The following is a 13730-nucleotide window of genomic DNA, read 5'->3' as shown; positions in this document are numbered from 1 at the left end:
TTCAAAGGGGGTAAAAGTGTGAGAACGTTACTAAAGTTGTGTTTAAAGGAATTAATGGACTATGTGGAGGAAGAATTAAGACTAAACGGACTTAATGGGATAAAAGAATATCAGGAAGATACGGCAGGTATTATTATGGAAAATACAAAACAGGCTCAAAAGCTTCTGGCAATGGACGGAAGCCCTAAAGCAAGGGAATTTATGCAAAACAGCATATATTTTTTACTCATAGAAAAGTCTGAAATCATTACCCAGGAAAATATTGATGGAATTTTGGGAGAGTATCACATAAATTATTATGAAAATATATATACAGGCGCCGACGCAAACTTTATATCCAAGCCTATTGACACAGAGCTTGCAGAGTATTTAAGTCGGTATTCTATCAGTATAGACGACGATTTCGATATAAAGCTGCAAAAGCTTACGCAAATCATTTATCAGGAGATATACGGGTACGGCATCCTTGATGAATTGATTTTCGACCCGGTGCTCAATGAAGTTGCATGTACAAGGAGCGACTATATCTGGATTCAATACAAGGGTATAAAAAGGCATATTCCCAATAAGGCCTTTTGCTTCAGATGTGAGGACAGTTACAGAAAATTGATAGAGAATAGGTTAACCTCGACAGCAAGAGAAGAAATGAACGCAGGAGCACCCCTTGTATATGCAGTCTTAAAAAACGGGGCGAGAGTAACTGCCCTGAGACCTCCCTTATCAAAATACTATGTTGTAAATGTACGATTGTTTGCACCAAAAACTCAGTTGGTGAATTATAGAGACAACTTTATTGAAAACAGGATTGCCCGTATTATTGAACTCCTTGCGGGAAAGGGAAGAAGAAATGTAGCTATAATAGGGGAACAGGGCTCGGGGAAAACTACTGCAGCTGATGAGCTTATAATAAAGCAGCTTGACCCGGATATAAGCATAGGTCTGGCAGAAAACATACATGAGCTGAATATTTCTTCAAACTATCCCGGAAAGAATATAGTTGAACTGCAATACACAAAGGAGTTCAAGCCATCGGATATCACAGAGGTTTTTTTCAGACTGAACAGGGATATTGTAATATATGGAGAGGTTAGAAATTCATACGAGGCCTTTGAAATGATAAAGGCAATGCTAAGACAGGCCAGAGGCAGTCTATTTACCTTTCATTCATCCAGCCCTAGACGTATGATCCATGACCTGAGGCAGTTGTTAATGCAAACCGGCTATTATACCGACTTCAGGGAAGCCCAGTTTGATGTGGCAGATGCGGTTGATCTGATAATACACATAAAACTGGACAGAGAAACGGGACAACGTTATGTTTACAAGGTTTCAGAAGTTTTGGCCTGTGAAGAAAACATGACCTTTCAGATAAACGACCTTTTTGTTTTTGACAAGGAAAAAGGGAAGTACATATCAAACAAGAACGGTCTGTCAAAGCATCAATTACTATCCTGTCTGGAGTATGAATTTACCCAATCGGATGCAGAAGAATTGAGTAGATTGTTCTGCCAAAGTAATTCAGACAATGACTCTGGAAGTTTTGTGCCGGAGGTTGATAACATATGACGGTGATAGAGAGATTATCAAATTCAATTATAAATTTAATAAATGACTATCAACCGTACATTATCATGATTCTATCAGGACTGCTGCTTCTTTTAACAGGCATAGGAATTTCTGTATATAAGGGAGTTTTGAAAGAAAGTAAATACAGAATTAAAAAAGCCGCGCCGGGAAGCTTTGTTGAGTGTTTGGAAGTAATTACAGAAAAGTTTCCATTAAAATATGTTTCAAAGAGACTTGATAAGGCGTTAGGATATCTGATTCTGGACAACATTACCCAGAGAAAGCTTGTGGCAATAACCTCTATTTTTATACCCATAACCGGCCTTTTGCTCTATTGTACAATTGAAGCAATTATGAAGCTTTGGTATACAAAGCTGGTTGCACTTGCCTTATGTTTTATGGTACCGTACTATACCTTTACACTAACTCTTGATTATCTCAGATACAGTATAAAGCAAAGAATACCCTCTTTTATTGATTCCTTCAGAAGCTCCTTTGTTTCTCATAACAGAATAAAACCTGCGTTACAGGAATGTTGCTCAAAGGCCAATAAACATCTGGGAAGGATAATGTTAAGGGTATCGGACAGCTCTGATATTAATTACAGCCTCTGTGTCGTAAGAGACCGGATAAATGATATCTGGTTCAATATATTTGTGACACTTCTTATAAATTACAGAGAGAACGGAGGAGAACTTATTAGCCAGCTTTATAAGCTTAATAAGACAATAACCCGCTACAACAACATTGAGAAAAAGAAAAACAGGAGGCTTATCTGGTATGAATTTTTTACACTAGGTGCAAGTATATTCAGCCTGCCTGTAATTATGCTGATAAACAGAATGATTCTTGGGTCGAATATGAGGCTGTATTACAACACTGCACAAGCTGCGGGAAAGATAGCAATTTATTCTCTTTCGGCTTTAATAATAGTACGTGTACTTAGAAGACTATAAAAGTGAAAGGGGGATAAAAAGAGGATATGTTATTTATTCTGTTGATTATTGTTGGTGTTTTAGCAGTTTTTTGTGGATTAAGTTTCAAGGTTATTAAAATATCTAAAAATACTAAAAGAAAAAATATCACAGGTGTAATTGAAAGTGTGGAAGAAAATATCTTTGTAAAAACATTTCTTGATGTTCTTACAAAGAACAAAGGCCTGTGGTTGAACAGGTTTGAAGCGCGTGTACTGGAACTTAGCGAAGTTGGAATTAGTTTAAGAAGACTGTATCTGATTAAGGTATTATGTTTTTTATTATGTATTGTTGTTTTCTCTGCTATAAGATGTACAAATATGGGTTATGAACAAAGACTTGTCATTGAGAATACTGAGAAGGAGAATTCACTTTTTTACAGTACAAAGTCACAGGATAACCGGCAATACCGCTTCTACAGGGTAGTTTTAACAAAAGTAGGAAAGGATGTGCTTGAAAGCTCGGATGATACAGAGTTGTACCATCTGGTTGAAGAAAAAGTGGCTGAGGTTCTGAATTCATCAGATAAGCAGGAGATTGATGAAAATACAAGGTGGTTTATAGATAAATGGGAGGATACGCAAAAAATAGGGTTTTTTAAATCTGGATATATGTGGCTTATATTGATTTCGTTGTTCCTTCCGGACATATTTCTTGTTATTCGGTGGCTTGTAAAGGGTGCATTATATAAAAAAGAGATAATCAAACTTGAATACATATTTGAACTCCTTGCCAGAATAGATGGAATAAAAACACTTGACATAATCTACGAACTGGAAAAATCCTCAAAAACATATCAAGATTGGCTTCGGCAATTTGCGGTAATATTCAGGTACGATAAAAGGAAGGGTTTTGATTACCTGAAAAACAAAAACGTAAAGAGCCTGTCTAAATTCACTGATATTATAGAAATATACAGTCTCCATGACAAGGAGGTCGCACTGCAAATACTGGACAGAGAGGCTATAGAGAGGGACGAGGCAATAATCATGGTGGCAGATGAAACGCTGGACTTTATTGATTTAATAGCTTTTATCAGCATTGTACCTTTAGTATATGAGCTGGCGAGACTTATGCTGAATCCGATGCTGGATATCGTTTATAAGGCATTTGAATTCATTTAAAGGAGAGAGGTATGAAACAGGTAATCATAACTATAATAATGATGGCTATAGCACTGGCACTTGTAATAGGCGTGATAGTTCCATTAATAAGGCATGGGGCAGAAACGGGAAACCTTGCGGTAACCAAGGGGTACAGTGTACTTCCATGTATTGAAAATATTTTAAATTAATATAGAAAGGGTAGGAAAAATAATATGAAAAAAATAATTATCTCTATTGCAATGTTTGCGATAGCAATGGCACTTCTTGTTGCTGTAATTGTACCTCTTGCCAATCATGGCAGGGAGAACGGCGTTAAGGTTGAAGGGCAGTTGGATACCGTAGATTCGCAGATAAATACACTAAGCGGTACTATACGTTAATCGGGGGCATGTATGAAAAATATAATAATTGCAATAATCATGTTTGCATTATGTGTGGCTTTAGTGATAGGAACTATAGTTCCAACATCAGAGCTGATATCGGATACAGGCGAAAAGGTTTATCAGTCTGTGAAAAAACTTAACGATAATATTAAGGATGATTGATTGCACTAAACTTGGGAGGATGGATGAATAAAATATATGCGTTTCTTATTATTATTCCATTAATTGCAGTTCTCTTTTTTAAAACCCTCACATTTTATGAATATGACACCAAGCAAAGGTATGTAAAAAATACGGTAGACAGTGTTGCTCACAAGGTTATGATTACAGGGGTTATGACTGTCAGCGACCAGGAAGAACTCCTTGAAAAGCTCGGAGAACTGGGGACTTTCCTGGCCGGTAATATAAGTATCAAATGTGCAAATGTACAGCCGGATGGAACGGTTGGCGGACTTGGCGACTATGTTTTGGGAAGTGTTCTGGACAGGGAAGAAATATTCAGTATATATGTTGAATCGGAGAATGAGAGCATTTTTTCCGAAACGGAGGTTATTTCTGATAATGAAAGCAATAAGTTGCACTACAGGGCAAAAGCTACTTGCAGGGTTGAAAAAAACAGTGGGGTGGATTAAAAATCGGAGAGGTGGAGGCTTGGGTGTACTTTTCATAGGTATGGCTGTGACTTTTCTTGTATTGTTTGTATTTGTAAGTGTAGCAGACTATGCAGTTTATACATACAAAAGGAATTCTATTTCCAAGGCAATGGATTATGCAGTGACTGCGGCAGTTCAGGATATTAACAAATATAAAAGCCTTGAAGGACTGTCAGAGGGATTTAATGAAAACACGGGAACAAAAATTACAGACGGTATTGAAATAGACATTGACAGGGCTGAAACAACCTTTCTTTCAGTGTTTGAATCAAACTCAAATCATGAACAAACAGATATAAAAGGAAATTTACTTATTTGTGCTACATCGGTCAGTGGGGAAAATGTAAACTATAAGATTAAAACATCATCAGGAGAGGTATCAGATGGGACTGTTGAGGATCCTTACTTAATTGAAGACAGAATTAATGATACAGCTAAGAGTTGTTGGCCGGATTCATATGAGGACAATAGCAGAATATCAATAAACGGGAATCCTAAAACAAATATGGTTGAGAAAGGTACATATCTATTTGCTTATATAAAGGGTATAAGAATTACCGGGATATTTACGCAAAGAAAATTGGCTCTTTCATGCTTTGGGGGGGCAAAGCTTGAAAGAGCCAATGTGAAGAACTAAATAACTTACACTAATTGTTGTAACAGTTTATGGAGAGATTTTTGAAGCTGGACTATCTCTTCCATAGGCAAGTCAATACAGCTGCCAATTCTGTTGGGAATATCGAGTGCCTTATCCCGTAGATTCTTTCCCTCTTCGGTTAACCTTATATAAACATTCCTTTCGTCATCAGAACTTCTTTGCCTGACAACCAGCTTCTGCGACTCCATTTTTTTAAATAATGGGGTTAATGTGCCGGAATCAAGAAACAACTTTTTGCCAAGATCCTTTACGGTTATATTATCCTCTTCCCAAAGGGCCATAAGAGCTATATATTGAGTGTACGTAATCCCTAAGGGGTCAAGATAAGGCTTATATTTTTTTATTATTTCCTTTGAGCACGCATACAGAGGAAAGCATAGCTGATTTTCCAATTTTAGTTTATCGTACGGCATATAAATTCTCCTTAAAAAGTCATCTTTAAATTAGAATATCATACAATTCAATTTTATAAAACCATATCGAATCAACGGTATTGAAATCAGCCACAAGCAAAGAAATTAGCTCTCTAATAGTTCCTTTATTTTTGATTCCATATTCTCAGGTTTGTAAGTTGGAGAATATCTGCCTACAACGTTACCATTACGGTCAACTAAGAACTTTGTAAAGTTCCATTTAATGTTTGAACCTACAATACTCTGGCCTAAATCTTTAAGTACTTTCATAAAGGAAGAAGTCTCCTCGTTCTCCTTATCAGCAGGAGTTGCCTTTTTCAAAAATGTATATAAAGGGTCTGCATTACTTCCGTTAACATCAATTTTTGAAAAGGTTTTAAAAGAAACTCCATATTTCAACTGACAAAACTCAACTATTTCTTCATCAGTTCCGGGAGCCTGATTCAAAAACTGGTTGCAGGGAAAATCAAGAATTTCCAAGCCCTTATCCTTATATCTTCTATACAGGTTTTCCAAAGCTTCATATTGCGGTGTAAATCCGCAGCCTGTTGCCGTATTAACAATAAGAAGAACCTTGCCTCTATAGGAATCCATTGAAATCTCATTCTTTTGCGCATCTTTTACCTTAAAATCATAAAGTGTCATGTATATACCTCCTATTGAATAAAATTAAATTGTTCACAATTAGATTATATAATATTAAATTTGCAATGTCAATCTTAAATTTATTGTTATTGTTTACTGTTTACTATATACATATAACATGGTTTTTAGTGTAAAATAGCAATAACAATCTATATGGGGTAATCAATGAAAAAATTTAAAAAGGTATATATTGAGATAACTAATGTATGTAACCTTAAATGCAGCTTTTGTCCCGTCTCCGGAAGGCTGCCGGGATTTATGGATATAAAGGGGTTTACGCACATAATACGTGAAGTGAAACCGTTTTGTGATTATGTTTATTTACATCTTATGGGAGAACCATTATTAAACCCGAATCTGGAAAGTTTTCTAAAAATATGTTATGACAGCTTAATTAAAGTCAACATCACGACAAATGGAACCTTGTTAAACAGATGCGATGAGTTGTTGCTGAATTCAAAGGCATTACGGAAGGTGAGTATTTCACTTCACAGTTTTGAGGCCAATGAAGGAAATGAATTATTGGACAGCTATATAAATAACACTGTAAGTTTTATAAAGAAGGCTGTTGAGAAGGGCATTATCTGTGAACTAAGGCTTTGGAACATGGACAACGGCCCAATAAAAGGAACCAATGACATGAACGATGAAATTATAAGGAAACTGGAAGAGTCCTTTCAGCCCGATTTTGATTTATGGCTTGCTGTTAAGAACAAGCCAAATGTAAAACTGGAGGACAGACTGTTTATAAGCGGGTCGGAAATCTTTGAATGGCCGGACATTAGCAGAGATATTATTGATGAAAAAGTGTTCTGTTATGGGCTGAGGGACCAATTTGGAATTCTAGTGGACGGGACGGTTGTACCATGCTGTCTTGACAGTGAGGGGAATATCCCCTTGGGTAATATTTTCAAAGAGCCTCTGAGTGATATTCTAAATTCAGAACGGGCCCTACGAATATATGATGGTTTTTCAGGAAGAAAGGCCGTAGAAGAGCTTTGTAAAAAATGCGGATATGCAATGCGTTATAAATGATTAATAAAGGGGTACAAATAAATTACAGCAATTGTACTTCCTAAATGGTATAATAACACATAAGATAAAACAAGTAACGAAGGAGAATCAGGCAGTTGAATATTTTATCCGCTGAAGGTATTTCAAAAAGCTATAGTGAAAAAATATTATTTAATGATATATCGTTGGGCATAGGAGAGGGAGATAAAATAGGGCTTATAGGCGTCAACGGAACAGGTAAAAGCACTCTTTTAAAGGTAATAGCAGGTATTGAGACTGTTGATACAGGAAATATAATAAAGTCCAACAAAATACGAGTAGGCTATCTTGAACAAAGTCCTGCTTTTGAGCCGGGCACAACGGTGCTTCAACAGGTATTTAACGGACATTCCCCTGTTATGGTGCTGCTGAGGGAATACGAAGATATACTTTTAAAAAGCAGTCAGAATCCGGCAGATAAAAATCTTGAAAAAAGACTTCTGGATTTAATGCATAAGATGGATACAATGAATGCCTGGACTTTGGAGAGCGAAGCGAAAACTATACTTACAAGACTGGGAATCGATAGTTTTGAGGCGGATGTGGCAACTTTGTCGGGAGGACAGAGAAAGAGAATCGCAATGGCAGGAGCATTAATTAATCCCACTGAGCTGCTTATATTAGACGAGCCTACTAACCATATTGACAATGAAACTGTTGACTGGCTTGAAAAGTATCTGAATACCAGAAAAGGTGCTCTTTTGATGGTTACACATGACAGGTACTTTCTGGACAGGGTTGCAAACAGGATAATAGAACTGGACAACGGGAAGCTTTATAGTTATCAGGCTAACTACAGCCGATTCCTTGAAATGAAAGCCGAACGTGAAGAGCTGGAACAGGCTTCTGAGAGAAAAAGGCAGAACCTTTACAGAAATGAATTGGAATGGATCAGAAGAGGTGCACAGGCACGTTCTACCAAGCAAAAGGCCAGAATAGAGAGGTTTGAAAAGCTCAAAGAGACAGATGGACCCAAGCAGGATGAAAGTATTGAAATTCAGGTGGGAGCTGCGAGACTCGGAAGAAAAATAATTGAACTGGAAAATATAAAAAAATCTTATGGCGATAAGACGCTAATCAGCGATTTCAGTTATGTACTGCTAAGAGATGACAGGATAGGAATCATAGGGCCTAATGGAATTGGCAAATCTACACTTTTAAAAGTACTTTCAGGACAGATTGAACCTGATTCGGGAAGGGTCGAAATCGGCGAAACAGTAAAAACAGGATTTTTTACTCAGGAAAATACAGATATGGATCAAAGCCTTAGGGTTATTGAATATATCAGATCAGTGGCAGAGAATATAGAGACTGCAAACGGAAGCCTTAGCGCCTCCCAGATGTTGGAGAGATTTTTGTTTCCCCCAAGTGTTCAGTGGACGCCTATCTCAAGGCTTTCAGGTGGAGAAAAAAGGAGGCTTTATCTTCTCAGCATACTTATGGGTGCTCCAAACATATTACTTCTGGATGAACCTACAAATGATCTGGATATCCAGACACTTACCATTCTGGAGGCCTATTTGGACGAATTCCCGGGGGCAGTTATAACTGTATCCCATGACAGGTACTTTCTGGACAGAACGGCAAACAGGATATTTTCGTTTGAAGGTGATGGAGAGATTATCAAGTATGCCGGAAACTACTCGGATTACAGAGAGTATATAACCGGACGGGAAAAACAGGATGGTACAGGAAAGTCGGCTGACCCGGATAAAAAGAACGACGGTTCACAAAATAAGACAGAGTGGCAAAAGAATAAGGAAAAACCTCTCAAATTTACTTTTAAAGAGCAGAAGGAATTTGATGAAATAGACGATGTGATAGCCACTCTAGAGTCTGACATAGAAAAGGTAAAAAAGGATATAGATAAATCTGCAACAGATTTTACAAAGCTTCAGGAGCTTCTTCAAAAACAGCAGAAGCTTGAAAAGGAGCTGGACTTGAAAATGGAACGATGGACTTATCTGAATGAGCTGGCTGAAAAGATAGAAAACAACAAGAAAAAATAAAATGCGGTGTGTAAAGGAGAACGGCATGGAGCAGTTATTTGAGGACATGGAGCTGGAAAAGTCCCTTGTGGAGGCATTAAAAAAGGAAAGCATAACAGTACCTACCGATATACAGCAAAAAGCTATACCGGAGGAATTGAAGAACAGAGATGTAATTCTTCATTCTTCTACGGGAACGGGAAAAACACTGGCATATCTGCTGCCTCTTTTCATGAAACTCTCTGTTGATAAAAAGGAAATGCAGGCAATTATACTGGTGCCGACCCATGAACTGGCAATACAAGTTGAAAGACAGATAGAACTGCTTTCACAAAACTCTGAAATCAAGGCCACATCAACTCCTATTATCGGCGATGTTAATATTATGAGGCAGATAGACAAACTAAAGCTTAAACCCCATATAATAGTAGGAACAGCCGGAAGAATACTGGAATTGATTCAGAAAAAGAAGATTTCGGCACATACCATTAAAACAATTATTATAGATGAAGCAGACCGCCTCCTCGATGATTATAATTTAGATACAATAAAGGCTGTTATTAAGACAACTCTTAAGGAGAGGCAGATAGTAATGTGTTCTGCAACTATCTCAAAAAAGACAGTTGAGCGTGCCATGCCTTTAATGAAGGAACATCTTGTCATAGAGAGTAAATCTGACATGGGTGTTCCGGACGCGATTGAACACCTGTATTTTGTCGCCGAACAAAGAGAAAAAGTAGATGTGTTAAGAAAGCTTGTTCGAATGATAAATCCCAAGAAAGCAATTGCATTCTTTGCTAACAGCGAGGATATTTTTGTTTCGGAAGAGAAGCTCACATATCATAAGCTTAAAGCCGGGGGTATTCATGGTTCACACATAAAATCCGACAGGAAGAAAACCATGGACGATTTCAAAAATGGAAAGCTGCAGCTTCTCATAGCTTCTGATATTGCTGCGAGAGGTCTTGATATAGAAGATGTAACGCATATTTTTAATGTTAATATACCTGAAAGGTCAATGGACTACCTTCACAGAGCAGGCCGGACCGGTAGAAACGGGAAGCCGGGAGTGGCAATATCCATTGTCACCGAAAAAGAAATAGAGTTGATGAGGAAATTTGAAAAGGAACTCAAAATTAAGATAATTCCTAAATCCATGTATAATGGAAAGATTGTTGAATATAAAAAGGAAAGAAGCAAGAGGACACCGGACAGGGTTAAATCCGGAAGTCCAGCGGGTGCGGGAAAAAGTAAAATCAGTAATTTTAAGCAAAGCCTACCGGTTGATAGAAAAAAGTCTTTTGGAGATAAGAAAAAGTCGGGTAATGGAACTAAAGTATTTCGTAGACCGAAAAAATAGAAAAGCCTTGTCCTAAATGGTGTGGACTATCTAGGGTTGAAGGGAGTTGGGTAATATGGAAGCAACGACGCTTCCCAAAGCGTGGGAAGGTGTGCTGGGATCGGCAAGCTTTATTCCGGTTACCAGTGTAAAAGCCATTGAACGATACCATGATGCTGAGTGGTCAAAGGGACTAAGTGTACATGAAACCTTTGAAATGGTTTATATAAAATCAGGAAGCGGTGTTTTTGAGATTGGAGAACAGAACGTCTCTGTAGGCTCAAATGATATTGTAATAATTAAGCCAAACCAGAGCCATAAGCTAAGTGTAGATTCCGAGGACGGATGTGACTTTATAGTTCTGTACTTTAAGTTTATGGATCAGACGGAGCATACCCTTTCAGAGGTATCACTGGGGGATTTTATAAACTTCGTAAGCGGCAGGGAATCAGGTTCTTTTATTAAGCTGAAAGTGAGCCAGAAGAATGATATAATCGTTCTTTTAAACAGGATTCTCAAGGAACAGACAAATGACCAGTTGGGCAGCGACCTGCTTAACTATCTCATGCTGATGGAGCTGTTTGTACTCATATCCCGTGCCCTAAAGGCTGAATGGGAAAACAGTATAAAGAACAAAAGCCCAAAGATAAAAGAACTGATGCAGTCTGCAATACAGTTTGTTCACAATAATTTTGAACGGGAGATATCAATAACGGATATTGCAAAATATGTTTTTCTAAGTCCGAGTTACTTCACAAGGGCCTTCAAAGAGAACACAGGACTAAGTCCCATGCAATATCTGTTAAACATAAGAATCAAACGGGCATGTGAACTGCTTCAGGAGACAGATCAGAAGGTTGGCGAAATAGCTCTTAGTGTAGGGTTTTCCAACCAGCAGAGATTTAATGATATGTTTAAGAAACAAACCAACATGACTCCAATGCAGTATCGCAATTCGTCAAAAAACATTCATAATTGAAAAAATAACGGTAAATAACAGGAAGAACACTTTTTAAGCTTATTATATAATTGCTTTAATATTAAAAGCTTGAAAAGAGTTCTTTTATTTTACGAAAAAACATTTAAATTTATATATTTATATGACAAAAGGGGGATATAAAAATGGGAATGACAATGACACAGAAGATTCTTGCAACCCATGCGGGAATGGATAAAGTAGTACCCGGGCAGTTGATAAAGGCTAAACTTGATATGGTTCTGGGGAACGATATAACATCTCCCGTAGCTATCAAGGAATTTGATAAAATCGGTCTGGATAAAGTATTCGATAAGAATAAAATAGCTATAGTACCTGACCATTTTACTCCCAATAAGGATATTAAGTCCGCAGAACAGGTAAAGGTTTGCAGGGAATTTTCAAAAAGAATGGAAATAGTAAACTTCTTTGAAGTAGGACAAATGGGGGTTGAACATGCACTATTGCCTGAAAAAGGTCTTGTGGTACCGGGAGATGTAGTTATAGGGGCTGATTCCCACACATGTACTTACGGTGCACTCGGGGCATTCTCAACTGGAATAGGCAGTACAGATATGGCAGCGGGAATGGCAACAGGAGAGGCCTGGTTCAAGGTTCCTGAAGCAATTAAGTTCGTCCTTAAAGGTAAGCCTCAAAAGTGGGTTGGAGGAAAGGATGTTATCCTTCATATCATAGGGATGATAGGTGTTGATGGTGCACTTTACAAATCAATGGAGTTTACAGGTGACGGAGTAAACGCTCTTTCAATGGACGACAGATTCTCAATGGCAAACATGGCTATAGAGGCCGGTGCAAAAAACGGAATATTTGAGGTAGACGAAAAAACCGTTGAGTACGTAAAGGAACATTCTATCAGATCATATACCGTATACAAGGCTGACGAAGATGCTGAATATTCGGAAGTTTATGAAATAGACCTTGCTGAAATAAAGCCTACAGTTGCATTTCCTCATCTTCCTGAAAATGCACGTACTATTGATAATGTGGGTGATATTAAAATCGACCAGGTTGTAATCGGCTCATGTACAAACGGACGTATAGAAGACATGAGAATAGCGGCAGAAGTTTTAAAAGGGAAAAAGGTCAGCGACAATGTAAGATGTATTATAATTCCTGCTACTCAAAAGATATGGAAGCAGGCTATGAATGAAGGTCTGTTTGACATATTTATAGATGCGGGAGCTGCTGTGAGCACACCTACCTGCGGCCCATGTCTTGGAGGCCATATGGGGATACTGGCAAAGGGAGAGAGAGCAGTTGCAACTACAAACAGAAACTTTGTAGGACGTATGGGACATCCCGAAAGCGAGGTTTATCTTGCAAGTCCGGCAGTAGCTGCGGCTTCTGCCATAGCAGGCAGGATAGCCAGCCCTGATGAAATTTAAAAAGAGAGATTGACATAACAAAAACAGGCACGGATATTTGATTGGTATCTTGTCCGTTGTCGGAAAAGGAGATAGATATGAATGTTAAGGGTAAGGTTATAAAGTACGGAAACAACGTTGATACAGACGTTATAATACCTGCACGGTATTTGAACACATCAGACCCTACTGAACTTGCCAGTCATTGCATGGAGGATCTTGATGATAAATTTACCCAGAGAGTCAAAAAAGGAGATGTATTGGTTGCCGGAAAGAATTTTGGCTGCGGTTCATCAAGAGAACATGCACCAATTTCAATCAAGGCATCGGGAATATCCTGCGTCATAGCAGAAACCTTTGCAAGAATATTCTATAGAAATTCTATCAATATCGGACTACCGATTTTAGAGTGTCCCGAAGCAGCTAAAGATATCAAGGATAATGATCAGGTTGAGATAGACTTTGACAAAGGACTGATTAAAAATCTGACAACAGGCAAGAGCTATCAGGGCCAGCCGTTTCCTGGATTTATGCAGGAGATTATTTCTTCCGACGGGCTGATACAGTATATTAAAAATTCACTTTAATAGA

General features: G+C 38.0%; 16 protein-coding genes. 14 read left to right on the top strand and 2 right to left on the bottom strand.

Features of this window, described 5'->3' with window-relative positions; all coding sequences use genetic code 11:
- The first annotated feature begins 18 nt into the window (after window positions 1-18).
- The 8 genes from L323_RS21990 to L323_RS21970 are packed head-to-tail and all read left to right on the top strand — an operon-like array spanning window position 19 to window position 5319.
- Window positions 19-1566 (top strand): ATPase, T2SS/T4P/T4SS family, encoded by a 1548-nt coding sequence (locus L323_RS21990; protein ID WP_020813800.1) that lies wholly within the window; start codon window positions 19-21, stop codon window positions 1564-1566.
- Entirely contained in the window at window positions 1563-2522 is a 960-nt protein-coding gene (locus L323_RS21985; protein WP_020813799.1) for a hypothetical protein, read from the top strand. Before L323_RS21990 ends, L323_RS21985 begins: the two co-directional genes overlap by 4 nt.
- A gap of 26 nt (window positions 2523-2548) precedes the next feature.
- Window positions 2549-3664 carry a hypothetical protein gene (locus tag L323_RS21980; RefSeq protein WP_020813798.1) on the top strand — a complete coding sequence of 372 codons (1116 nt, stop codon included), beginning with the start codon at window positions 2549-2551 and terminating at the stop codon, window positions 3662-3664.
- 11 nt (window positions 3665-3675) lie between these two features.
- Complete coding sequence (locus L323_RS41220) at window positions 3676-3834, top strand: hypothetical protein (protein ID WP_020813797.1); 159 nt, start codon at window positions 3676-3678, stop codon at window positions 3832-3834.
- Between the two features lie 24 nt (window positions 3835-3858).
- A complete protein-coding gene (locus L323_RS41215; RefSeq protein ID WP_014311811.1) occupies window positions 3859-4026 on the top strand; it encodes a hypothetical protein in 168 nt (55 codons plus the stop codon).
- Window positions 4027-4038: 12 nt separating this feature from the next.
- Window positions 4039-4191: a hypothetical protein gene (locus L323_RS41210; RefSeq protein ID WP_020813796.1), complete on the top strand. Its 153-nt coding sequence runs from the start codon at window positions 4039-4041 to the stop codon at window positions 4189-4191.
- Window positions 4192-4214: 23 nt separating this feature from the next.
- The gene (locus L323_RS21975) at window positions 4215-4661 is read left to right on the top strand and encodes a hypothetical protein (protein ID WP_020813795.1); all 447 of its coding nucleotides are present in this window, start codon (window positions 4215-4217) and stop codon (window positions 4659-4661) included.
- A complete protein-coding gene (locus L323_RS21970; protein ID WP_242835213.1) occupies window positions 4591-5319 on the top strand; it encodes a hypothetical protein in 729 nt (242 codons plus the stop codon). The genes L323_RS21975 and L323_RS21970 overlap by 71 nt, the downstream gene beginning before the upstream one ends.
- 5 nt (window positions 5320-5324) lie before the next feature.
- Here L323_RS21970 and L323_RS21965 read toward each other — a convergent pair whose 3' ends face one another.
- Together L323_RS21965 and L323_RS21960 are read right to left on the bottom strand one after the other, a co-directional pair.
- Entirely contained in the window at window positions 5325-5753 is a 429-nt protein-coding gene (locus L323_RS21965; protein WP_020813793.1) for a MarR family winged helix-turn-helix transcriptional regulator, read from the bottom strand.
- 105 nt (window positions 5754-5858) lie between these two features.
- A complete protein-coding gene (locus tag L323_RS21960) occupies window positions 5859-6398 on the bottom strand; it encodes a glutathione peroxidase (protein ID WP_020813792.1) in 540 nt (179 codons plus the stop codon).
- Between the two features lie 165 nt (window positions 6399-6563).
- On the opposite strand from L323_RS21960, the gene L323_RS21955 reads away from it, so the two are divergent.
- The 6 genes from L323_RS21955 to leuD all read left to right on the top strand — a co-directional run bounded on the left by L323_RS21955 (window position 6564) and on the right by leuD (window position 13726).
- The gene (locus L323_RS21955) at window positions 6564-7433 is read left to right on the top strand and encodes a radical SAM/SPASM domain-containing protein (RefSeq protein ID WP_020813791.1); all 870 of its coding nucleotides are present in this window, start codon (window positions 6564-6566) and stop codon (window positions 7431-7433) included.
- 95 nt (window positions 7434-7528) lie between these two features.
- Entirely contained in the window at window positions 7529-9460 is a 1932-nt protein-coding gene (locus L323_RS21950) for an ABC-F family ATP-binding cassette domain-containing protein (RefSeq protein WP_020813790.1), read from the top strand.
- 25 nt (window positions 9461-9485) lie between these two features.
- Entirely contained in the window at window positions 9486-10799 is a 1314-nt protein-coding gene (locus L323_RS21945; protein ID WP_020813789.1) for a DEAD/DEAH box helicase, read from the top strand.
- 55 nt (window positions 10800-10854) lie between these two features.
- Window positions 10855-11757, top strand: a complete 903-nt coding sequence (locus L323_RS21940) for an AraC family transcriptional regulator (RefSeq protein ID WP_020813788.1) — start codon at window positions 10855-10857, stop codon at window positions 11755-11757.
- 143 nt (window positions 11758-11900) lie between these two features.
- Window positions 11901-13160 carry a 3-isopropylmalate dehydratase large subunit gene (leuC, locus tag L323_RS21935; RefSeq protein WP_020813787.1) on the top strand — a complete coding sequence of 420 codons (1260 nt, stop codon included), beginning with the start codon at window positions 11901-11903 and terminating at the stop codon, window positions 13158-13160.
- Window positions 13161-13237: 77 nt separating this feature from the next.
- Window positions 13238-13726 carry a 3-isopropylmalate dehydratase small subunit gene (gene leuD / locus L323_RS21930; protein WP_020813786.1) on the top strand — a complete coding sequence of 163 codons (489 nt, stop codon included), beginning with the start codon at window positions 13238-13240 and terminating at the stop codon, window positions 13724-13726.
- Window positions 13727-13730: the final 4 nt, after the last annotated feature.

Origin of the sequence: Ruminiclostridium papyrosolvens C7, from assembly GCF_000421965.1 — a bacterium.
Lineage (GTDB): Bacteria > Bacillota > Clostridia > Acetivibrionales > DSM-1351 > Ruminiclostridium > Ruminiclostridium papyrosolvens_A.
The sequence above is the reverse complement of the archived record's forward strand: the minus strand, read 5'-3'. Positions and strand labels throughout refer to the sequence as shown.

Coding starts and splice junctions, on each gene's coding strand:
- L323_RS21985 (WP_020813799.1), top strand. CDS start 1,563: ATGACGGTGATAGAGAGATTATCAAATTCAATTATAAATTTAATAAAT.
- L323_RS21980 (WP_020813798.1), top strand. CDS start 2,549: ATGTTATTTATTCTGTTGATTATTGTTGGTGTTTTAGCAGTTTTTTGT.
- L323_RS41220 (WP_020813797.1), top strand. CDS start 3,676: ATGAAACAGGTAATCATAACTATAATAATGATGGCTATAGCACTGGCA.
- L323_RS41215 (WP_014311811.1), top strand. CDS start 3,859: ATGAAAAAAATAATTATCTCTATTGCAATGTTTGCGATAGCAATGGCA.
- L323_RS41210 (WP_020813796.1), top strand. CDS start 4,039: ATGAAAAATATAATAATTGCAATAATCATGTTTGCATTATGTGTGGCT.
- L323_RS21975 (WP_020813795.1), top strand. CDS start 4,215: ATGAATAAAATATATGCGTTTCTTATTATTATTCCATTAATTGCAGTT.
- L323_RS21970 (WP_242835213.1), top strand. CDS start 4,591: ATGAAAGCAATAAGTTGCACTACAGGGCAAAAGCTACTTGCAGGGTTG.
- L323_RS21965 (WP_020813793.1), bottom strand. CDS start 5,753: ATGCCGTACGATAAACTAAAATTGGAAAATCAGCTATGCTTTCCTCTG.
- L323_RS21960 (WP_020813792.1), bottom strand. CDS start 6,398: ATGACACTTTATGATTTTAAGGTAAAAGATGCGCAAAAGAATGAGATT.
- L323_RS21955 (WP_020813791.1), top strand. CDS start 6,564: ATGAAAAAATTTAAAAAGGTATATATTGAGATAACTAATGTATGTAAC.
- L323_RS21945 (WP_020813789.1), top strand. CDS start 9,486: ATGGAGCAGTTATTTGAGGACATGGAGCTGGAAAAGTCCCTTGTGGAG.
- L323_RS21940 (WP_020813788.1), top strand. CDS start 10,855: ATGGAAGCAACGACGCTTCCCAAAGCGTGGGAAGGTGTGCTGGGATCG.
- leuC (WP_020813787.1), top strand. CDS start 11,901: ATGGGAATGACAATGACACAGAAGATTCTTGCAACCCATGCGGGAATG.
- leuD (WP_020813786.1), top strand. CDS start 13,238: ATGAATGTTAAGGGTAAGGTTATAAAGTACGGAAACAACGTTGATACA.